19 protein-coding genes are annotated in these 19,746 nt (G+C 64.9%); 11 read left to right on the forward strand and 8 right to left on the reverse strand.

Features of this window, described 5'->3' with window-relative positions; genetic code table 11:
• Positions 1–27: 27 nt before the first annotated feature.
• Positions 28–1,275 (forward strand): threonine ammonia-lyase IlvA, encoded by a 1,248-nt coding sequence (gene ilvA, locus G4Z14_RS08040; RefSeq protein WP_164624505.1) that lies wholly within the window; start codon positions 28–30, stop codon positions 1,273–1,275.
• 3 nt (positions 1,276–1,278) lie between these two features.
• On the opposite strand, the gene G4Z14_RS08045 is transcribed toward ilvA, so the two are convergent.
• Positions 1,279–2,286 (reverse strand): AraC family transcriptional regulator, encoded by a 1,008-nt coding sequence (locus G4Z14_RS08045; protein ID WP_164624507.1) that lies wholly within the window; start codon positions 2,284–2,286, stop codon positions 1,279–1,281.
• Positions 2,287–2,451: 165 nt separating this feature from the next.
• Here G4Z14_RS08045 and G4Z14_RS08050 point away from each other — a divergent pair, with 165 nt between their 5' ends.
• Genes G4Z14_RS08050 through G4Z14_RS08065 form a run of 4 tightly spaced genes read left to right on the forward strand, consistent with a single transcriptional unit; the run spans position 2,452 to position 6,122 of the window.
• Positions 2,452–3,228, forward strand: coding sequence for an SDR family oxidoreductase (locus G4Z14_RS08050; RefSeq protein WP_164624509.1), 777 nt, complete (start codon positions 2,452–2,454; stop codon positions 3,226–3,228).
• 34 nt (positions 3,229–3,262) lie between these two features.
• Positions 3,263–4,495, forward strand: a complete 1,233-nt coding sequence (locus tag G4Z14_RS08055) for a styrene monooxygenase/indole monooxygenase family protein (protein ID WP_164624510.1) — start codon at positions 3,263–3,265, stop codon at positions 4,493–4,495.
• Positions 4,496–4,498: 3 nt separating this feature from the next.
• Positions 4,499–4,993 (forward strand): flavin reductase family protein, encoded by a 495-nt coding sequence (locus tag G4Z14_RS08060; RefSeq protein WP_164624512.1) that lies wholly within the window; start codon positions 4,499–4,501, stop codon positions 4,991–4,993.
• A gap of 58 nt (positions 4,994–5,051) precedes the next feature.
• Entirely contained in the window at positions 5,052–6,122 is a 1,071-nt protein-coding gene (locus G4Z14_RS08065) for a DmpA family aminopeptidase (RefSeq protein ID WP_164624514.1), read from the forward strand.
• A gap of 15 nt (positions 6,123–6,137) precedes the next feature.
• Here the strand turns inward: G4Z14_RS08065 and G4Z14_RS08070 are convergent, their stop codons facing one another.
• Positions 6,138–6,818, reverse strand: a complete 681-nt coding sequence (locus G4Z14_RS08070; RefSeq protein ID WP_164624516.1) for a type 1 glutamine amidotransferase — start codon at positions 6,816–6,818, stop codon at positions 6,138–6,140.
• Between the two features lie 75 nt (positions 6,819–6,893).
• On the opposite strand from G4Z14_RS08070, the gene G4Z14_RS08075 reads away from it, so the two are divergent.
• From G4Z14_RS08075 to G4Z14_RS08090, 4 genes are all read left to right on the forward strand, one after another.
• On the forward strand, positions 6,894–8,153 hold the full coding sequence (locus G4Z14_RS08075) for a cytochrome P450 (protein WP_164624517.1): 1,260 nt from the start codon (positions 6,894–6,896) through the stop codon (positions 8,151–8,153).
• Positions 8,154–8,185: 32 nt separating this feature from the next.
• Positions 8,186–9,487: a type I glutamate--ammonia ligase gene (locus tag G4Z14_RS08080; protein ID WP_164624519.1), complete on the forward strand. Its 1,302-nt coding sequence runs from the start codon at positions 8,186–8,188 to the stop codon at positions 9,485–9,487.
• Between the two features lie 9 nt (positions 9,488–9,496).
• Entirely contained in the window at positions 9,497–9,814 is a 318-nt protein-coding gene (locus G4Z14_RS08085; protein ID WP_164624521.1) for a 2Fe-2S iron-sulfur cluster-binding protein, read from the forward strand.
• A 191-nt stretch (positions 9,815–10,005) separates the two neighbouring features.
• Positions 10,006–11,133, forward strand: a complete 1,128-nt coding sequence (locus tag G4Z14_RS08090) for a polysaccharide biosynthesis/export family protein (protein ID WP_227751595.1) — start codon at positions 10,006–10,008, stop codon at positions 11,131–11,133.
• A 24-nt stretch (positions 11,134–11,157) separates the two neighbouring features.
• Here G4Z14_RS08090 and G4Z14_RS08095 read toward each other — a convergent pair whose 3' ends face one another.
• Positions 11,158–11,814 (reverse strand): ABC transporter ATP-binding protein, encoded by a 657-nt coding sequence (locus G4Z14_RS08095; protein WP_164624525.1) that lies wholly within the window; start codon positions 11,812–11,814, stop codon positions 11,158–11,160.
• A 12-nt stretch (positions 11,815–11,826) separates the two neighbouring features.
• Entirely contained in the window at positions 11,827–13,065 is a 1,239-nt protein-coding gene (locus G4Z14_RS08100; protein ID WP_321573017.1) for a hypothetical protein, read from the reverse strand.
• Positions 13,066–13,371: 306 nt separating this feature from the next.
• Between G4Z14_RS08100 and G4Z14_RS08105 the strand changes: the two genes are divergently transcribed.
• A complete protein-coding gene (locus G4Z14_RS08105) occupies positions 13,372–14,214 on the forward strand; it encodes an ABC transporter permease (RefSeq protein WP_227751596.1) in 843 nt (280 codons plus the stop codon).
• A 3-nt stretch (positions 14,215–14,217) separates the two neighbouring features.
• Here G4Z14_RS08105 and glf read toward each other — a convergent pair whose 3' ends face one another.
• The 4 genes from glf to pip all read right to left on the reverse strand — a co-directional run bounded on the left by glf (position 14,218) and on the right by pip (position 18,827).
• Complete coding sequence (gene glf / locus G4Z14_RS08110; RefSeq protein WP_164624527.1) at positions 14,218–15,369, reverse strand: UDP-galactopyranose mutase; 1,152 nt, start codon at positions 15,367–15,369, stop codon at positions 14,218–14,220.
• A gap of 169 nt (positions 15,370–15,538) precedes the next feature.
• On the reverse strand, positions 15,539–16,639 hold the full coding sequence (gene aroC, locus G4Z14_RS08115; RefSeq protein ID WP_164624529.1) for a chorismate synthase: 1,101 nt from the start codon (positions 16,637–16,639) through the stop codon (positions 15,539–15,541).
• A 66-nt stretch (positions 16,640–16,705) separates the two neighbouring features.
• On the reverse strand, positions 16,706–17,689 hold the full coding sequence (locus G4Z14_RS08120; protein WP_321573018.1) for a TerC family protein: 984 nt from the start codon (positions 17,687–17,689) through the stop codon (positions 16,706–16,708).
• Positions 17,690–17,858: 169 nt separating this feature from the next.
• Positions 17,859–18,827, reverse strand: a complete 969-nt coding sequence (gene pip, locus G4Z14_RS08125; RefSeq protein WP_164624531.1) for a prolyl aminopeptidase — start codon at positions 18,825–18,827, stop codon at positions 17,859–17,861.
• A 63-nt stretch (positions 18,828–18,890) separates the two neighbouring features.
• On the opposite strand from pip, the gene ubiG reads away from it, so the two are divergent.
• Positions 18,891–19,625, forward strand: coding sequence for a bifunctional 2-polyprenyl-6-hydroxyphenol methylase/3-demethylubiquinol 3-O-methyltransferase UbiG (gene ubiG, locus G4Z14_RS08130; RefSeq protein WP_164624533.1), 735 nt, complete (start codon positions 18,891–18,893; stop codon positions 19,623–19,625).
• The last annotated feature ends 121 nt before the right edge of the window (positions 19,626–19,746 follow it).

The following is a 19,746-nucleotide window of genomic DNA, read 5'->3' on the forward strand; positions in this document are numbered from 1 at the left end:
GGGGGCGGCATCCGGCACATCTTGGTCATGACCCATTTCGCCGATGCCGCCCGCCAGACCACCCGCGCCCTGCGCGAGCTTTTTCCGCGCACCCCGCTGCAACGGAATGACTTCCTGTCGCGCAAATACGGCGCCGAAATCTGGCTGAAACGCGAGGATCTGACCCCGGTGCGCAGCTACAAGCTGCGCGGTGCCTACAACGCCATGCGCAAGGTGCGCAGCCTGAACCCCGGCCAGCGCCATTTCGTCTGCGCCAGCGCCGGCAATCACGCGCAGGGCGTGGCCTTTGCCAGCCACCATTTCGGCGTGCAGGCCACCATCTTCATGCCGGTCACGACGCCGCAGCAGAAGATCGACAAGACCCGCGCCTTTGGCGGCGACAATGTCCGCATCGTGCTGACCGGCGACTATTTCGACCAGACGCTCGCCGCCTCGCAGCGCTTCTGCGCCGAGGAAGGCGCACATTTCCTGTCGCCCTTCGACGACGAGGATGTGATCGAAGGTCAGGCCTCGGTCGCGGTCGAACTCCTTGACCAGCTTGGCCAGTCGCCCGATCTCGTCATCCTGCCGGTCGGCGGCGGCGGGCTTTCCTCGGGCGTCACCCGCTATCTGCGAGCCGAATCGCCGCAGACCGCCTTCCGCTTTGTCGAGCCGAAGGGCGGCGCCAGCCTGACCGCCGCGCTTGCCGCACATGAGCCCGTCACCCTGAAGCGTGTCGACAATTTCGTCGATGGCGCGGCCGTGGCCCGGATCGGGGACCGCACCTTTGCCGCGCTGAACTGGGTCAACCCCGCCGAGGTTCTCATCGCCCCGGAAGACCGCATCTGCACCACCATGCTGACCATGCTGAATACCGAAGGCATCGTGCTGGAACCCGCCGGGGCGCTGGCCGTCGACGCGCTGGCCGACCTTGGCCCCGAGATCGCCGGCAAGACCGTGGTCTGCGTGACCTCGGGCGGGAATTTCGACTTTGAGCGCCTGCCCGAAGTCAAGGAACGCGCCCTGCGCTATTCCGGCGTGAAGAAATACTTCATCCTGCGCATGCCGCAACGCCCCGGCGCGCTGCGCGAGTTTCTGGCCATGCTGGGGCCAGATGACGACATCGCCCGCTTCGAATACCTGAAGAAATCTGCCCGCAACTTCGGCTCGGTGCTGATCGGGATCGAGACGAAGGATGCCGCGAATTTCCAGAAGCTGTTCGACCAGCTTGACGCCGCCGCGTTCCAGTACCGCGACATCACGCAGGACGAGATCCTGTCGGAATTCCTGATCTAGCCGTCAGTCCTGATAGCCGGTCCCCCGCGCCGCCCGCAGCGTGTCGCGCGGGGACAGGCCGTAGCGCGCCGCATAGGCCTGCGAAAACCGGCCGAAATGCGAAAACCCCCATTTCAGCGCCACCTCGGTCACCGAGCCGCGCCCGGCCACCAGATCGCCATGCGCCCGCGCCAGCCGCGCATCGCGCCAAAAGCCCAGGGGCGTGGTGTCGCGGTATTGCCGGAACACCATCTGCAAGCCGCGCGCCGAAATTCCCGCCGCCGCCGCGATGTCCTCTACCGTCAGCGGCTGGTCGAGATGCGCCTCGATGAACCCCTCGGCCAGCCGCAGATGCCGGGGCCGCGGCGCCGCCCGCACCCGGCCCAGCCGGTCGCGGTAGTCATGCCGGTGCGCCTCCAGCAGTCCGGCGATCAGCGTGGTCTCCACCTGCCGCCCCATCAGCCCCGCACCCAGCGCCACCCGGCCCTGATCGGCCTCGGCCACCAGAAACATCACCATCTGTCGCAAGGTCGCCCCGGCGCCCGTCGTCAGGTCCATCGGCCCCTGAAAGGCCAAGGGTTCCTCGGCCCGGTGGCCAAGCTGCGCCGACAGATGTTCCATCATCGCCCGCCGGTCGATCTGCACCAGCACCTGCCGCGTGCCTTCCTCCCAGATCATCGTCGTCGGGTCCTGCGGGTTCAGCACCGCCGCCTGCCCCGGCCCGGTGGCATAGTGCTCGGCGCCATTGGCAATCGCCGCCGCGCCGACAAGCGGGATCTGCATCAGGTAGAACCGCTCCAGCAGCCCCGGCGCGATCAACGTCTTGGCGCCATATTCAATGTAGTTCAGGCTCACCCGCTCGCCGCGCAGGTGATGGTGCCGCGCCGCAATCCGGGCGCCGCGCCCGATGGTGTCCAGTCGGTGCGGGCAAAACACCGCCGCGACACGCTCGCGCGCCTCGTCCAGATCGTCTGACTGAAACAGCGCATAGGCCCCCAAAGGCCGCTGCACCCCAGCACCCTGCATTGCCATCCTCCCCGACCGGCAATCTTGGGCCAGCCTAGCATGAATCCGCGCCACACCACCCCCGCGCCCCAGATTTTTTCGTTTTCCGGATAGTCGCCCCGTTTGCCGGATAGCGCGCGGCCCGGCCCTGCCCAAGACTTCTTCAAATTTCAACGAACAAAGGGGGGTCCGATGAAAGGGCTGAAGGGGAAAACCGCCATCGTTCCGGGCGGGGCCACGAAGATCGGTCAGGCGGTGGTGCAGGCCTTTGTCGAGGCCGGCGCGCGCGTCATGGTCGCCGACATTGCCGAAGATGCCGGGCGCGCGCTGGAGCGTGACGGTGTCGCCTTCCACAAATGCGACATCCGCAGCGATACCGACATCGCCGCCCTCGTCGCCGCCACCAAGGAGAAATTCGGCCGCATCGACTTTCTGGTCAACGTCGCCTGCTCCTATCTCGACAACGGCGCCGCAACCACCCGCGCCGACTGGCTGACCGCGCTCGACATCAACATCGTCGGCTCGGTGATGCTGATGCAGGCCGCCCGCGCCGAGCTCGCCGCCACCAAGGGCGCCATCGTCAACTTCGGCTCGATCTCGTCGCGCGTGGCGCAGACCGGGCGCTGGGTTTACCCGGTGTCCAAGGCCGCGATCCTGCAACTGACCCGCAATCAGGCGATGGACCTTGCCCCCGAGGGCATCCGCGTCAATGCCGTCTCGCCGGGTTGGACCTGGTCGAACATCATGGACCAGCTGACCGGCGGCAACCGCGCCAAGACCGATGCCGTCGCCGCGCCCTTCCACCTTCTGGGCCGCGTGGCGAACCCCGAGGAAGTCGCCGCCGCCGTGCTGTTCCTTTGCTCGGACGACGCCAGCTTCATCACCGGCACCGATATCTGCGTCGACGGCGGCTATACCGCCATGGGGCCGGAACAGGCCGTCCCCGCCATTCCAAAACTCATGTCTTAAGGCCGTTCAGAGCCACAACAACAGGGAATCCATCATGCGCAAGTTCACCATCATCGGCGGCGGCCAATCCGGCCTCATGGTCGCCATCGGCCTCTTGAAAGCCGGCCATCAGGTTCGCGTCGTGCAAAACCGCACGGCGGACGAGATCGAAAACGGCCGCGTCCTCTCCTCGCAATGCATGTTCTCCAACGCCGTGCAGAACGAACGCGACCTCGGGCTCGACTTCTGGTCGGAAAGCTGCCCGCCGGTGCAAGGCATCAACTTCATCGTACCGAACCCCGACGGCTCGGGCACCAAGCTGATCGACTGGGCCTCGCGCCTTGAGCAAAACGCCTATGCCGTCGACCAGCGCGTGAAGATGCCGCGCTGGCTGGCCGAATTCCAGCGCCTCGGCGGCCAGCTTGTCATCAAGGACGCCGGACTTGCCGACATCGACGACTACGCCCGGCAGGACGATCTCGTGATCGTCGCCTCCGGCAAGGGCGAGGTCGGCCAGATGTTCACCCGCGACGCCCAGAAATCGGCCTATGACAAGCCGATGCGGGCGCTTGCGCTGACCTATGTGAACGGCATGACCCCGCGCCAGCCGCATTCGGCGGTGGAGTTCAACCTGATCCCCGGGGTGGGCGAATATTTCGTCTTCCCGGCGCTGACCACCACCGGCCCCTGCGAGATCATGGTGTTCGAAGGCATCCCCGGCGGCCCGATGGATTGCTGGGCCGATGTAAAGACGCCTGAGGCGCATCTCGCGAAATCGCTCGACATCCTGAAAACCTTCCTGCCCTGGGAATACGAGCGGTCGAAGAATTGCACGCTGACCGATGACAACGGCATTCTTGCGGGCCGCTTTGCGCCCACCATCCGCCACCCGATCGGCACCCTGCCCTCGGGCCGCAAGGTGCTGGGCCTTGGCGATGCCGTCTGCCTGAACGATCCGATCACCGGGCAGGGGTCGAACAACGCCTCCAAGGCCGCCGCGATCTATCTGCGCTCGATCCTTGCCCACGGCGACCGGCCCTTTGACGAGGCCTTCATGCAGGCCACCTTCGACCAGTTCTGGGATTACGCCCAATGGGTCGTGCAATGGACCAACATGCTGCTGATGCCGCCGCCGCCCTTCATCCTCGACATCATGGGCAATGCGCAGGGCCTGCCGAAACTGGCGCACCGCATGGCCAACGGCTTTGACGACCCGCGCGACTTCTTCCCGTGGTTCGCCGATCCGACCGCCGCCGCCAATTACCTCAGCGAACTGAAGGCGGCCTGAACCATGACCGCCCCCATCGAAGCCGCCGCCTTCCGCGCCGCCATGTCCCGCTTCCCGGGGGCGGTCACCATCGTCACCACCGGCAGCGGCGAAAACCGCCGCGGCATCACCGCCACCGCCGTCTGTTCCGTCACCGCCGACCCGCCCAGCCTGCTGGTCTGTCTCAACCGCAAGACCGGCACCTGTGCCGCGGTGGCGGAAAGCGGCGCCTTCGCCGTCAACCTTTTGCCCGGCGACGGCGGCCCGCTGGCGCTGGCCTTTGCCGGGGCGACCGGCGCCACCGGCGAGAGCAAATTCGCCACCGGCGACTGGCAGGCCGACGAACGCGGCCTGCCGCGCCTCGCCTCCGCCGTCGCCAGTTTCTCCTGCGAAGTGACCGACGAGGTTCAGGCCGGCACCCACAGCCTGTTCATCGGCCGGGTGCTTGCCGTGACCACCGGCGAGGGCGCGCCGCTGCTGTACGAACAGTCGCGCTTTCACCTCCTCCAGCCGGTCTGACCCCTTCCTTCCGCCGGCAGCCGTGCTAGCCATGGGCAACCAGATGCAAAGGTTTCCCATGCCCCGCGCCCGTGATCTTGGCCTGCCCTTCCCCGGCACCCCCGGCCCGCTCAACGCCATCACCGATGTCGCCGGCCTGACCGTCGGCACCTGCACCCTGCTTGACCCGGCCCGCCACATCCGTACCGGCGTCACCGCCATCATTCCGCGGATGGACGCCGGAGCACCCGAACCCGTCCGCGCCGGGCAGGCCACGCTCAACGGCAATGGCGAGATGACCGGCGCCCACTGGATCAACGACGGCGGCTATTTCCTCGGCCCGGTGCTGATCTCCAACACCCATGCCATCGGTGCCTGCCACACTGGCGCGACCCGCTGGATGATCGACCGCTACGCCGAGCATTTCCGCGACAGCATCGCCTGGGCCATGCCGGTGGTGGCCGAAACCTATGACGGCATCCTGAACGACATCAACGCGCTGCCGGTGCAGCCCGAACATGCCATCGAGGCGCTGAACGCCGCCACCTCCGGCCCGGTTGCCGAAGGCGCGGTCGGCGGCGGCACCGGCATGATTGCCTATGAGTTCAAGGCCGGCACCGGCACCGCCTCGCGCCGGGTCAGCCTTGGCGGCAAAACCTATACCGTCGGCGTTCTGGTGCAGGCCAACCACGGCAAGCGCCCATGGTTCAACGTGCTGGGCCAGCCGGTCGGCCGCCTGATGCCGTTCGAGGGGCTGGTGCCCCGTGAAACCGGCTCGATCATCGTAGTCATTGCCACCGACGCGCCGCTTTCGACCATCTCACTGCGCCATCTCGCCCGCCGCGCCGGGCTGGGTCTTGGCCGCGGCGGCACGCCGGGGGGCAATTCCTCGGGCGACATCTTCCTCGCCTTCTCCACCGCCCCTTTCGGGCCGATGCCGCAAAAGGCGGGCCCCCTGATCCAGCGCAGCGAGATCAACGCCGAGCTGATCGACCCGCTCTACCTTGCCGCCGTCGAGGCGGTCGAGGAATCGGTGGTCAATGCCATCACCGCCGGCACAGACACCCCGACCTTCCGCTTCCCCGGCAAGGTGATCCCCGGCATCGACTGCGCCGCGCTGGCCGCGTTGTTCTCCGCGAGGACTGCCTGAAAGGCTCGACGGACCTCAGCGCTGGCCTTCGAAGAACCGGGCGATCCGCTCGGCGATCACCGCGCTGTCGGCCTGCTCGGCCAGCGAGCTGCGCGCCCGCGCCACCACCTCGGGCGGCAGTTCCTCGGCATATTCCTCCACCAGATCCCCGATGAAGCCATGGCTCATCTCCGGGTGATACTGCGTCGTCATCACCCGGCCCGGAATCGCGAAGCTGCCCACCGGGCAACCGGCCGTGCTGCCCAAGAGCACCGCGCCCGGCGGCAGGTCCACCACCTGCTCGACATGGCTGCCGTAAAGCTTCAGCGGCACACCCTCGATCTCGGTCTCCACCAGCCCGAACACCCAGCCTCCGGGGTTGCGGGCAACATGGCCGCCCAGCGCGATGGCAATCGCCTGATGCCCGAAACAGGCGCCGAACATCGGCTGCCCCGCGGCCACCAGCCGCCGGATCAGCGCGAAAAGCTGGCCCACCCAAGGGTCCGAATCATGCACCGAGGCCGGGCTTCCCCCGATCATCCAGCCGTCGAATTTCGCGCCCTCCGGCGGAAAGACCCCGTCCTTCACCGGGAACACCGTAACCGCCCAGTCGGGCCGAACCGACTGAATCATCGTGGTGAATTTCTCGCCATCCTTCGGGCGGGCTTGGGCAAATTCCGATTCATCCGTGTTGGTCATCAGCAGCGCGATATGCATGATCTTCCCGCTTTACATATTTATGAACCTGTTTAGTATATTTTGAAATCGGCATTGCGGCAAGGGAGAGCAAGCATGACCGTCTGGACCCCGACCGATAACGGCCATGCCGACCTTGGCAGCCATGATACCTTTCTGAACGGCCCGCCGCACAACACCTTCAGGCGCCTGCGCGACGAAGACCCGATGCATTGGTCCGACTGGTCGGGCGGCGAGGGCTACTGGTCGGTCACCCGGCACGAGGACATCACCAAGCTGAACGGCCAGCCCGACCTGCTGTCCTCGGCCCGCGGCATCCGGATGGAGGATCAGACCTACGAGGAATACCTCGCCCGCCGCACCTTTCAGGAAACCGACGCGCCCGAGCATATGCAGACCCGGATCAAGGTCGCCAAGGCCTTCTCCAAGCCAGTGATCGCCCAGTTCGAACCGATCATCCGCGACCTCTGCGGCCCGATCCTGGATGAGGCGCTGGCCAAGGGCACGTTCGACGCCACCAAGGACATCGCCCGGCAACTGCCAATGCGCATGCTGGGCCGCATCCTTGGCACGCCCGACGAAGACCTGCCCTGGCTGGTGGAAAAGGGCGACACGCTGATTGCCAACACCGACCCTGACTTCACCCAGCACGTGCTGGACAAGATGACCACCGACGAGTTCCGGATGATGCCGTTCAACTCGCCGGCGGGGGCAGAGCTGTTCGTCTATGCCAAGGAGCTTCTGAAGAAGAAGGAAGCCTCGGGCGACACCTCGGGCGTGCTGCATCTCATCCTGCAACCCGGCCCCGACGGCACGGTGATGCCGGAACACGAGTTCCGCAACTTCTTCTGCCTGCTGGTCGCCGCCGGCAATGACACCACGCGCTATTCCATCGCCGCCGGCATTCAGGCACTGGCGCATCAGCCCGAGCTTCTGGGCCAGATGCAGCAGGGCGGCGCGGTCTGGGAAACCGCGCCGGATGAAATCATCCGCTGGGGCACCGCCACCACCTATTTCCGCCGCACCGCCACCCGCGACTTCGAGTTCCACGGCAAGGAGGTGAAGGCCGGTCAGAAGGTGATCTACTGGTGGGCCTCGGGCAACCGCGACGAGCGGGTGTTCGAAGACCCCTTCCGCGTCAACCTCATGCGCACGCCCAACCGGCACATGTCCTTCGGTCAGGGCGGCCCGCATGTCTGCCTTGGCATGTGGCTGGCGCGGCTGGAAGTGCGGGTGCTGTTCGAAGAACTGGCCAAGCGGCTCAAGTCCATCGAACCGGCCGCGCCGCACAGGTTCCTGCGCTCGAATTTCATTGGCGGGATCAAGGAACTGCCCGTTACAGTGACACTGCAATAAGCGGCGCCCAGACCGCCCTCAGGGAGTTAGAAATGTCCGACAACCCCGCGCGTCTGCGCGCCATGTTCTGCGATCATCTGTCGATCATGCGCGGGAAATACCTTCCCGCCTCGAAGATGCGCGACGACGAAAGCCGATTTGCCCGACCGACCTTTTCGGTGCATTACGACAAGGACCTGCTGATCGAGGCGCCCGGCACCATGTGCCTTGAAGGCCTGCCCGACATGGCCCTGCGCTGGACGGGCGACGAGATCCGCCCCGGCTGGGAAGCCGGCACCCATGTGGTGATGGGCGATCTTCACGCCGGCGACGGCAGCCCGGTGCCAATGTGCCCGCGCGGCGCGCTGAAACGCGCGGTCGCCGGCTGGGAAAAGCACGGGCTGACCCCCAAGGTCGGCATCGAGTTGGAGGCCTATGCCTTTGTCCGCAACGTCGACGGCCAGATCGTGCCCTATGACACCCCCGGCGGCGTGGTCTACGGCACCGGCAATTTCACCGATCCCAATCGCTTCACCGACGCGATCTGGAACAAGGCGCAGGAGATCGGCCTGCCCCTGGACCTCATCACCGCCGAATATGACAGCCCGCAGTTCGAATTCACCCTGACCTTCGACACCGCGGTCGAACATGTCGACACGGTCGTCCTCTTCCGCCAGATGGCCCGCGAGATCGCCTGGGACCATGGCGTGCTGCTGACCTTCCTGCCGAAGCCGCATCTGAACAAGGGCGGCTCGGGGATGCATGTCAACTTCTCGCTGACCGACCGGAAAGAGCACAACGCCATCGCCAATGGCGAGCGCGGCGATCCGGCCAACCTCAACGACATCGCCCGGGGCTGCATCTCGGGCTGGATGCAGCATCACAAGGCCATGGCCGGCCTGATCGCGCCGAACGCCCTCAGCTATCTGCGGCTGCAACCGGCGAGCCTCTCGGGCTTCTGGTGCAACTGGGGCGGCGACAACCGCAACGTCACCGTCCGCGTCAGCGCCGAGGGCGGCAAGAAGGCCCGGCTGGAACACCGCATGGCCGACGCGGCCGCCAACCCCTATACCGTGGTCGCCACCGTCCTGCAGGCGGCGCTTCTCGGCTATGAGAACAAGTACCCGCTGCCCCCCGCCGAAACCGGCGACGGCTTTACCGGCAACGATGCGCCGCATGGCACCGCCGCCAGCCTGACCGAGGCGCTGAACGATCTCGAGGCCGACAGCGCCCTGTCGCAAGCCGTCGGCGCCGGGCTGGTCGAGAACCATCTCTACATGAAGCGCGCCGAGGTCGATAAGACCGCCAGCCTTGAGGGCGAGGCGCTGCGCGACTGGTATATCTGGTACATCTGAGGACACACGATGCACGCCACCTGGATCCTGCCCGACGGGCAGACAATCACCGCCGAGGTCAAAGAAGGCCAGAACCTGATGGAGGCCGCCGTCACCGCCAACATCCCCCGCGTGATCGGGGAATGCGGCGGCTCGCTCTCCTGCGCCACCTGCCATGTTGTCGTCGATGACACCTGGGCCGCGCGAACCGGCGAAACCGGCCCCTTCGAGGATGCCATGCTCGACGTCGCCGAGGCCGAGCGTCAGCCGACCTCGCGCCTGTCCTGCCAGATCAGGATGAGTGCCGATCTGGACGGCATCGTGCTGCACGTTCCTTCCGTCAGCTGACCGGATACCTGCGGCACCGGGACGCCCGCCCTTCATCCGGTGCCGACACAAATAGGTAACAGCCTGCCTATTCCATTTTTCGACCCGTTTCTTTCGCGGAGTCCCGTGCTAAGGCTTTCGCCTGAGAGGCAAAGCGCCACCCAAGGCGCGCGCGAGAACAAGGCAGACACATGCCGAAGACCGGATTGACGATGGGGCCCGCTATCGGGCTTGCCGTGTTGCTTGCCGCTTGCGCGGCCGGGCCGCGCGGCTCTGGCCTGCAATCCGAGGTTCTTGCCAACAGCACCGCGGCCGGCAAATCCGCGGTCCAGGACGCCCTGCCCGGCGAATTCGCGGTCGAGCAGATCACCCGCAACTCCCTTGGCCGCTATGCGAACTGGCCTGCCCGCGCCCAAGGGCGGACCTATGCCTGGCCCAAGGGGCAAGGCGGCCTTGCCAAAAGCGTCAACGCCGGCGACACGATCAGCATTTCGGTCTGGGTGAGCGAGGAAAACGGCCTGATTACCGCGCCGGGCCAGCGGGTCGCGGAACTGCCGCCGATGACGGTTTCGCCCTCGGGTCAGGTCTTCCTGCCCTATGTCGGCCAGGTCAAGCTGGCGGGATTGTCGCAGGAAGAAGCCCGCGCCGAAATCGAGGCGGCTTACGCCAAGGTCGCACCTTCGGCGCAGGTCCAGTTGCGCAGCGTCGAGGGGCGGCAAAGCTCGGCCAGCGTGGTCAGCGGCGTGGCCCGCCCCGGCTCTTATCCGCTGTCGGATTCGGGCGTGACGGTGCTGGACATGCTGGCCCTGTCCGGCGGTGTGCCGGAAGCCGTCGCCAATCCGCAGATCCGCCTGCAGCGCGGCAACACCACCTACGGCATCTCGCTCGACCGGGTGATGAAAGACACCGATCTGAACGTTTCCGTGCGCGGTGGCGACCGGATGTTCGTCGAGGCGGATGAGCGTTACTTCCTGTCGCTGGGGGCCGCCGGAACCCGCGCCCAGCACCATTTCCCGCAGGATCGGGTGACGGCACTGGATGCGATGTCGATCATCGGCGGCCTGGCGCCCACCCGGGCAGACGCCCAGGGTATTCTGGTGCTGCGCGCCTATGACCCGGGCATTGTCCGGGCCGATGGCTCGGGTCCGCGCCATTCCCGCACCATCTTCACCATTGACCTGACCAGCGCCGACGGGCTGTTCAGCGCCGGCGAGTTCGACATTCAGCCGGGCGACCTGATCTATGTCACGGAAAGCCCGCTGATCGGCACCCGCAACGCGCTGTCGCTGATCGGCTCGGTCTTCGGTCTGGCGGTCAACGCCAACAAGCTGAACAACTGACCCCGCGCCGCTTTGGCGCGCGGTTCAGCGCGTCATGTTGTAGTCGTGATGCGCGATCGCGGTTTCGATGTTGTCATGATAGTAAAGCTTGCCGCCCTCAAGCACGACGCCAACCTGGCACAGATCGCGCACCATCCGCATCGAGTGGCTGACCACCACCGCCCCCGCCGTCTGCATCCGCGCCTTGAACAGAGCCGAGCTTTTGGCCTTGAAGGCCGCGTCCCCAACCGAGGTCACCTCGTCCACCAGATAGGTGTCAAAGGGAATGCCCATCGACACACCGAAGGCCAGGCGTGACCGCATGCCAGAGGAATATGTGCGGAACGGCAGGTGGAAATGCTCGCCCAGCCCGGCAAAGCCTTCGACGAAGGCCACCAGCTCGTCCGCGTCCACGCCATAGATCCGCGCGACAAAGCGGGTGTTCTGCGCCCCGGAAAGCTCGGGGTGGAACGACCCGGCAAAGCCCACCGGCCAGGAAATGCTGCCGGTTGACACGATGCGGCCGGACGTCGGCGCCAGCGTCCCGGCGATCATCTGCAACAGCGTCGATTTTCCCGCCCCGTTCCGGCCAAGCAAGGCGACCGATTGACCAGAGGCAAAGGTGATGCTGACATTTCTCATCACCACCTTGCGGCGGCCTTCGATGTGAAAGATCTTGGTCAGGTTTTCCAGTCTGATCATGACAGCCGGTCCTCAGCGCCGATCCTTCAGGGAATAGGCGACCAGCACGCCGATCGACCAGATCAGACCGAGAAACAGGACCAGCAATCCAAGGATCGAAAGCCGTTCGGGATAGCGGGACACCTCCGCCGTCGTCGGCAGCACATGGGCTGCCAGATAGCGGCTGGTCCGCAGGCTTTCCGCCTTGGCGCTGTCATAGGCCGAAAGGGCGGCGACATAAGCCTTTTCGGCAAATTCACGATCCACCAGCAGGCGCTCATAATCGGCGGCAAGGGCGGCGAGGTCTTTCTGCCCGCCCTCGGCCCCGACTTTCGCACGTTCTGCCGCGATCCGGGCCACGATCACCTCGGCCCGGCGCCTGGCCTGCACCAGCCGCGGGTCGTTTTGTGCGGCATCTGCCAGCAGGTCGATCTCGATCTGGGCCTCGGCCAACTGGTTTTCGAGCGTGCCGACAAGCCCGGCCTGAATCTGGAAATCCGTCGTCGGATCGACGATCTGGTTTTTCACCCGAAAGGCCGTGACCGCCTCGCGGGCAGTCCGCAGCCTGTCTTCTGCCGCCTGCAGGTCGCTGCGCGAATAGCGCACCGCATCCTCGCGCGCCGCCGCGCTGAGATCGTTGATCATGCGCGCGCTTTCATCCAGCAAGGCCTGCGCGATCTCCGTCGCATCCGCTGGTTCAAAGGCCAGAACGCGGACTTCGATCAGCCCGGTTGTGCTGTCATACGAGGTTTGAACCATGCGCTGCCAGTAATCGACCAGATCCTCGATCGAACCATCGGCGTCAAAGGTGAAAACCGGATCCCCCCATGGCTTCGACCAGGTTGTGCGCAGGTCGACCCGGGCATCCATGTCGGCCACCAGCTTCTGGCTGCGCAGATACTCGTAAAGAATATCAGTGTCCGAAGAGGAGGATTTGGTCAGCGAAGTCAGGCCGCCCAGAATGTCGGCAGCGGCGCTGGCGTCTTCGCGCCGGACAGAAAAACCGACGGTGGAGGCATACTGGTCCTTGGCGACACCCCAGAGATAGACCGCCGAAACCAGAACCGGCAGCAGGATGACAACAAGAAAGGACAGAAACAAGAGCCTGTGACGCGGTTTGATATGGGCAGGGCTGGCCATGGGGCCTGCGGCCGCGGACGCCTCGGCCAACATCTCGGGCGTGAATTCGACCGTCGCCTTTTCGGCACGATTCACCCTGCCCCGCCCGGCCATCATCGCCGCCTTTGGCCCCAAAGCGCGTTTCCGTGCCACGGCCGGCGTCGGATATTCGGCATCGGCAACCTCTGGTGCTGCCTTTGCCTCATCCTGCTGCCGGCGCCGATTGCCCGCCATCACCCGCCCGGCTCCCGCCCCAGCCCTGACCCGCCGCTTTGGCCCCCCGGCTTCATCGCGCGATGCCTCGGTGTTCGCAGCTTCGGCGTCTGTCGGAGAGGTGGGGGTGGAAGACACGGGGCCTCACGGAATGATTTGTTTCCCAGAGCGATATCCTACATATTGCGACGCAAAAAGCCCAGAAACCATCTGGACTTTCCCGAGTTGCTTGGGCCAATGCGCCAGATGTCTGATAATTCCGCCGACGACGACCAAATCATGCCCGATCTGCCCGCGGGGGAGGTGCTTGCTTCTCATCCAAGGCGCAGCTTTGCCACGTTCCGCGCCGTTGCAGCGCTGGTCCTGCGCGAGATGTATACCACCAACGGCCGCTCGCCCGGCGGCTATCTCTGGGCCATCCTCGAGCCGGTTGCCGGGATCGCGCTTTTGTCGATCATCTTCTCGCTCGGGTTCCGCAGCCCCTCGATCGGCACCAATTTTGCGCTGTTCTATGCGACGGGTCTGGTGCCGCTGACCTTCTTCACCGCGATCGCGGGCCGGGTCGGACTTGCGGTGAGTTACTCGCGGCCGCTGCTGGCCTATCCCAGCGTGAAGTTTCTCGATGCCATTCTGGCCCGCTTCCTGCTGAACGCGCTGACCCAGGTCATGGTGGCCTATGTGATCTTTGCCGGAATTCTGATCGTCTTTGATGTGCGGGTCATCCTCAACCTTCCTGCCGTCGCGCTGTCGTTGGTGATGTCGGGCATGCTTGCGCTGGGAATCGGAACGCTGAACTGCTTCCTGTTCACGCAATTCCCGGTCTGGCAGCAAGTCTGGTCGATCCTGACCCGCCCGCTGTTCATCGTTTCCTGCGTGTTCAACCTGTTCGACCAGCTTCCGGTCTGGGCGCGGGACTGGCTGTGGTACAATCCGATCGTTCACACCGTGGGCATGATGCGCCACGGTTTCTATTCGACCTATCACGCGCCCTATGTGTCGGTGCTGTATGTCGCCGGGGTCAGTCTTGTGACCGGGGCGGCAGGGCTCATGCTGCTCTACCGCCATCAGTATTCGCTGCTGGAACGCTGACCGTCAGAGCGGGTTCACCGTGAAGGCCGGCATGGCGCCGCCGCTCTCTTGCGCCGCAAGGAAGGCGCGGCCGCAGTCCAGCGCCTCGCGGATCGTTACGTCCATGTCGAGATAGCGATAGGTGCCGAGGCGGCCGACGAAGGTGACATTGGCCTCGGCGCGGGCCAGATCGACATATTCGGCCAGAAGGGTTTTCTCGGCGACCTGACGGATCGGGTAATAAGGAATGTCGTCGGGACCGCAGGCCCGCGAAAACTCGCGGTACAGCACCGAGCCTTCATGGCTTTCCCAAGGGGCAAAGTGCTTGTGTTCGGTGATGCGGGTATAGGGCACCTCGACATCGCCGTAGTTCATCACCGCGCAGCCCTGCCAGTCGCCCTGATGCTCGAAGCGCTCGAAATCCAGCGTGCGGTAACCCAGACGGCCAAGGCGATAGTCGAACCAGCCGTCGATCGGGCCGGCATAGAACACATGGTCAAAGCCGGCCGCCTCGTCGCGGGTGACGGGGCGGTTCAGCTCGACCGTGATATTGGCGTGATCAAGGATGCGGTCGACCATCGCGGTATAGCCGTTTTCCGGCATCCCCTGGAATTTATGGAAGAAATAGTTGTCGTCGTAGTTGAAGCGCACCGGCAGGCGCTTCAGGATTGAGGCCGGCAGATCGCGCGGCGAGCAGCCCCATTGCTTGATGGTGTAGCCCTTGAAGAAGGCCTCATAAAGCTGTGGCCCGACAAAGCGCAGCGCCTGATCCTCGAAGGTCTGCGGATCGGTGATGCTGGTATCGGCCTTGCTTTCCAGAAACGCCCGCGCCTCGTCGGGGCGCAGGGTCTGGCCGAAGAACTGGTTGATGGTGTGCAGGTTGACCGGCAGCGAATAAACCGCGCCCTGCGAGGTGGTCTTGACCCGGTTCTTGTAGGGCTGGAAGGTCTCGAAGCGATTCACATAGTCCCAGACCTCGGCATCGTCGGTGTGGAAGATGTGCGGGCCGTAGACATGCACCATGACATCCGATCCGGCGTCGCGCTCGGTATGGCAGTTGCCGGCGATGTGGCCGCGCGCGTCACGCACCGTCACGCGGTGGCCCGCCTCGGCCAGCATACGCCCGATCACCGCCCCGGAAAGGCCGGCCCCCACCATCAGAACATGCTTGGTCATGAAATCTCCAGCTTCGGTCTTGCCACGTCGGTTCCGACGTGGCGCAATGTTTCAAGGCGCGCGAAAAGGGCTCCGGCGTCGGGTGGCAACGCAGGCGCTATCTGCCAAGCCGGAAAAGCCTTCGTCAAGACGGGCAGGGGCGGGCTGCGCCAAAATCCGCCCCCCGGTCTCAGCCGATCTTGCCCCGTTGCCCGCCGGTCTGCCCGCGGTCGCGCAACAGATGGTCGGCCAGCACGCAGGCCAGCATCGCCTCGCCGACCGGAACGGCGCGGATGCCGACGCAGGGGTCGTGGCGCCCCTTGGTGATGAGGTCCAGCTCCTCGCCCTTCTGGTTCACCGTGCGGCGCGGCGTCAGGATAGACGAGGTGGGTTTCACCGCAAAGCGCACCACCACCGGCTGGCCCGAGGAGATGCCGCCCAGAATGCCGCCGGCGTGGTTCGACAGGAACTCCGGCCCGTTCGGCCCCATGCGAATCTCGTCGGCGTTCTCAACCCCGGTCAGGCTGGCCGAGGCCATGCCATCGCCGATCTCCACCGCCTTGACCGCGTTGATCGACATCATCGCGGCGGCCAGATCGCCGTCCAGCTTGCCATAAAGCGGTGCGCCAAGGCCCGCCGGGACACCTTCAGCCACCACTTCGATCACCGCGCCCACCGAATTGTGCGACAGGCGCAGCTCATCCAGATAGGCCGCCCAGTCCGCGGCCATCACCGGATCGGGGCACCAGAACGGGTTCTGGCCGATCTGGCCGGCATCGAACCGCGCCCGGTCGATCGCCTTTGGCCCCATCTGCACCATATAGCCGCGGATCGTCAGGCCCGGCACAAGCGCCGCCAAAACCGCCCGCGCCACACCGCCCGCTGCAACCCGCGAGGCAGTTTCCCGCGCCGAAGACCGCCCGCCGCCGCGATAATCGCGCAGCCCGTATTTCTGGTGATAGGTGATGTCGGCATGCCCCGGCCGGAAGGCCTGCGCAATGTCGCCATAGTCCTTCGAGCGCTGGTCGGTGTTCTCGATCATCAATTGGATCGGCGTGCCGGTCGTCATCCCCTCGAACACTCCCGACAGGATGCGCACCTGATCGGCCTCTTGCCGCTGGGTAGTGAATTTCGAGGTGCCGGGCTTGCGGGCATCGAGCCAAGGCTGCAGATCTGCCTCGGTCAGGGCGATCCCCGGAGGGCAACCGTCCACCGTGCAGCCGATCGCCGGGCCATGGCTTTCGCCCCAAGTGGTGACGCGGAACATGTGACCGAAGGTGTTGAAGCTCATCGCGGACCTCGTGGTTTTCCCCCGCATAGGCAAAACCGCCATGCGGGGGAAGGGGGAACGCGCGGCTTAGTGCGCCAGTTCGGCCCTTTGCCCGCGGGTTTTCCACAACGACACCGCCACACCGGCGCCAAGGATGGCGAAAGTGATGCCCAGCGACAGCGAGGGCGGGAACTTGGCCCAGCCCATCAGATCGGCCGCGAAGACCTTCGACCCGATGAACACCAGAAGGATGGCCAGCGCATATTTCAGATAGGCAAAGCGGTGCAGGATCGCCGCCAGCGCGAAGTAAAGCGCGCGCAGGCCAAGGATGGCGAAGATGTTCGAGGTGTAGACGATGAAAGGATCGGTGGTGATGGTGAACACCGCCGGCACCGAGTCGACCGCGAAGACCAGATCGGCCAGCTCGATCATCACCAGCGCCAGAAACAACGGCGTGACAAAGCGGGTCACCTTGCCCGCCTTGTCCGGCTCGGTCACGAAAAACGCATTGCCGCGCAGCCCGTCGGTGACATTGAACATCCGGCGCATGAGACGGATCAGGGCGTTTTCGCCGATGTCATGCTCCTTGTCGGCGACCGTCAGCATCTTGATGCCGGTGAAGATCAGGAAAGCGGCGAAGACGTAGAGAATCCAGCCGTATTGCGCCACCAGCGTCGCCCCGAGGCCGATCATGATGCCGCGCAGCACGATCACCCCAAGGATGCCCCAGAACAGCACCCGGTGCTGATAGGCACGCGGAATGGCAAAGAAGCCGAAGATCAGGGCGATGACAAAGATGTTGTCCAAGGCCAGCGTCTTTTCAACGACGAAGGCCGTCAGATAGTTCGCCGTGGCATCCCAGCCCATCTGCCACCAGACGAAACCGGAAAAGCCAAGGCCAAGGGCAATATACATGGTGGAAAGCTTCAGGCTTTCCCGGACGCCGATCTCTTGTGCGCCGTCCTTGTGCAGCACGCCCAGATCCAGCACCAGAAGGGCGATCACCAGCCCGATGAAGGTGAACCACATCCACAGCGGGGTTCCCAGAAACGCAATCGACAGAAAATCCACAGGTCAGACCTTTCTCGCATGGGGGCGCCGAGAGGTCAGCCAAAGGGTCCGGGCATGACATCGAGCGCGCTCGATGCGGTCCGACATCACGTTTGCACGTCAGAGGGGCCCGGTCCGCAGGCCCAAGATGGTTCACGGTTTCGGCATTTCAACCCCCGCTTCGCCGTTTTCAGCTGCGCAGCAGGTTCATCGCATGGACAAGAGCTTCGGAAATGCCGGGCTCCGACAGGGCATGACCCGCCATCGGGATCATGTGAAACCGCGCCTTGGGCAATGCCTGCGCCAGCTTCCAGGCCGAGGTCGGGGGGCAAATCATGTCGAAGCGGCCCTGAATGATGGTCGTTGGGACATGGGCGATGCGGGCGGCGTTGGCGACAATCCAGCCGTCGCTTTCCAGAAACCCGCCGTTGACAAAATAGTGGTTCTCCAACCGGGCAAAGGCGCGGGCATATTCTGCCGGGCCTTCGCCCGCCGCCCCATCCCCCAAGACCGAGGCCAGCGAGTTCTCCCACCCGGCCCAGGCCCGCGCGGCGCGGGTTTCTTCGCCCAACAGGCCCGAGAACAGCCGCGTATTGTAAGCCGCCAGAAGATCGTGGCGTTCGCCTTCGGGAATGACCGACAGGAAGCGCGTCCACAGTTCGGGATAGAACGCCCCTGCGCCGCCGCCGTAGAACCATTCCAGCTCGGCTTTGGTCATCAGGAAAACACCGCGCAGGACCATGGCCGTCACCCGGTCAGGATGGGTGATCGCATAGACAAGCGCCAAGGTCGCGCCCCAGCTGCCGCCGAACAGCGCGAAGCGATCAATCCCCAGATCGCCGCGGATCCGTTCGATGTCGCTGACCAGATGCCAGGTGGTGTTGGCCTCGACGCTGGCATGCGGGCGCGACCGACCGCAACCGCGCTGGTCGAACAGCACCACCCGGTAATGGCCTGGATCGAAATAGCGCCGCATCGCCGGGCTGCACCCGCCACCCGGCCCGCCATGCAGCACCAGCACCGGCACGCCCTGCGGATTGCCGCATTGCTCGACAAACACGCGGTGACCGTCCCCCACCTCGATCACCCTTTGGTCAAAGGGCTCGATCGGCGGATAAAGATAGTCAGCTGCGCGCTTTTGGCCTGATCTCTGGTCCATCATCGTCCTATATTACCGACAGAAAGACTGCGCCGCATCGCGCCGCTGTGCAAGGAGTTCCGCATGACCACCACCATCGACCCCACCGAAGTGGCCAAGTTCGAAGCCATGGCCGCCGAATGGTGGGATCCGAACGGCAAGTTCAAGCCGCTGCACCTGATGAACCCCTGCCGGCTGGATTACATCACCATGCAGATTGCGGCAGAGTATGACCGCAATCTGGTGGCACCGCATCCGTTCGAAGGGCTGCGCATTCTCGACATCGGCTGTGGCGGCGGGCTTTTGTCGGAACCCATGGCGCGGCTGGGGGCCGATGTGGTGGGCGCCGACGCGGCGGCACGAAATATCCCGGTCGCGCAGGTACATGCCGAACAGTCGGGCCTGAAGATCGACTATCGCGTGACCACCGCTGAAGATCTCGCGGCCACGGGCGCGCAATTCGACGTCGTGCTGAATATGGAGGTTGTCGAACATGTTGCCGACCCGCTGGCCTATCTGACCGCCTGCCGGCAGCTGCTGAAACCCGGCGGGCTGATGATCTGCTCGACGCTCAACCGCAACCCGAAGTCCTTCATGATGGCAATCGTCGGCGCGGAATGGGTGATGCGCTGGCTGCCGAAGGGCACGCATGACTGGGCAAAGTTCATCACCCCGGAAGAGCTTTACGACCTGATCCGCCGGGCCGGGCTTGATCCGGTGGACAAGCAGGGCATGGTGTTCAATCCGGTCAGCTGGCGCTGGTCCTTGTCGGACCGCGATCTGTCGGTGAACTATGTCACGGCCAGCGTCAAACGCTGACGCGCGGCTTCCCGCCTGACCCCAGAATTTCCGCCTGTCCCGATTGCGCATGGCCCCAAGGCTTGCGATACTCAACCACCATTTCTGGGGGTTATTCATGGCTGCCGCTACGATCCGTTGT

The sequence above is a fragment of the Tabrizicola oligotrophica genome (assembly GCF_011008935.1).
Classification (GTDB): Bacteria; Pseudomonadota; Alphaproteobacteria; order Rhodobacterales; family Rhodobacteraceae; genus Tabrizicola_A; species Tabrizicola_A oligotrophica.

Bases quoted from the DNA above. Each gene is read 5' to 3' on its own strand.
- G4Z14_RS08070 (WP_164624516.1), bottom strand. From the start codon at position 6,818: ATGCATATCGCGCTGCTGATGACCAACACGGATGAATCGGAATTTGCC.
- G4Z14_RS08055 (WP_164624510.1), top strand. From the start codon at position 3,263: ATGCGCAAGTTCACCATCATCGGCGGCGGCCAATCCGGCCTCATGGTC.
- G4Z14_RS08105 (WP_227751596.1), top strand. From the start codon at position 13,372: ATGTCTGATAATTCCGCCGACGACGACCAAATCATGCCCGATCTGCCC.
- G4Z14_RS08095 (WP_164624525.1), bottom strand. From the start codon at position 11,814: ATGATCAGACTGGAAAACCTGACCAAGATCTTTCACATCGAAGGCCGC.
- glf (WP_164624527.1), bottom strand. From the start codon at position 15,369: ATGACCAAGCATGTTCTGATGGTGGGGGCCGGCCTTTCCGGGGCGGTG.
- aroC (WP_164624529.1), bottom strand. From the start codon at position 16,639: ATGAGCTTCAACACCTTCGGTCACATGTTCCGCGTCACCACTTGGGGC.
- G4Z14_RS08045 (WP_164624507.1), bottom strand. From the start codon at position 2,286: ATGGCAATGCAGGGTGCTGGGGTGCAGCGGCCTTTGGGGGCCTATGCG.
- ubiG (WP_164624533.1), top strand. From the start codon at position 18,891: ATGACCACCACCATCGACCCCACCGAAGTGGCCAAGTTCGAAGCCATG.
- ilvA (WP_164624505.1), top strand. From the start codon at position 28: ATGACCCATTTCGCCGATGCCGCCCGCCAGACCACCCGCGCCCTGCGC.
- pip (WP_164624531.1), bottom strand. From the start codon at position 18,827: ATGGACCAGAGATCAGGCCAAAAGCGCGCAGCTGACTATCTTTATCCG.
- G4Z14_RS08075 (WP_164624517.1), top strand. From the start codon at position 6,894: ATGACCGTCTGGACCCCGACCGATAACGGCCATGCCGACCTTGGCAGC.
- G4Z14_RS08050 (WP_164624509.1), top strand. From the start codon at position 2,452: ATGAAAGGGCTGAAGGGGAAAACCGCCATCGTTCCGGGCGGGGCCACG.
- G4Z14_RS08080 (WP_164624519.1), top strand. From the start codon at position 8,186: ATGTCCGACAACCCCGCGCGTCTGCGCGCCATGTTCTGCGATCATCTG.
- G4Z14_RS08065 (WP_164624514.1), top strand. From the start codon at position 5,052: ATGCCCCGCGCCCGTGATCTTGGCCTGCCCTTCCCCGGCACCCCCGGC.
- G4Z14_RS08090 (WP_227751595.1), top strand. From the start codon at position 10,006: ATGGGGCCCGCTATCGGGCTTGCCGTGTTGCTTGCCGCTTGCGCGGCC.
- G4Z14_RS08060 (WP_164624512.1), top strand. From the start codon at position 4,499: ATGACCGCCCCCATCGAAGCCGCCGCCTTCCGCGCCGCCATGTCCCGC.
- G4Z14_RS08085 (WP_164624521.1), top strand. From the start codon at position 9,497: ATGCACGCCACCTGGATCCTGCCCGACGGGCAGACAATCACCGCCGAG.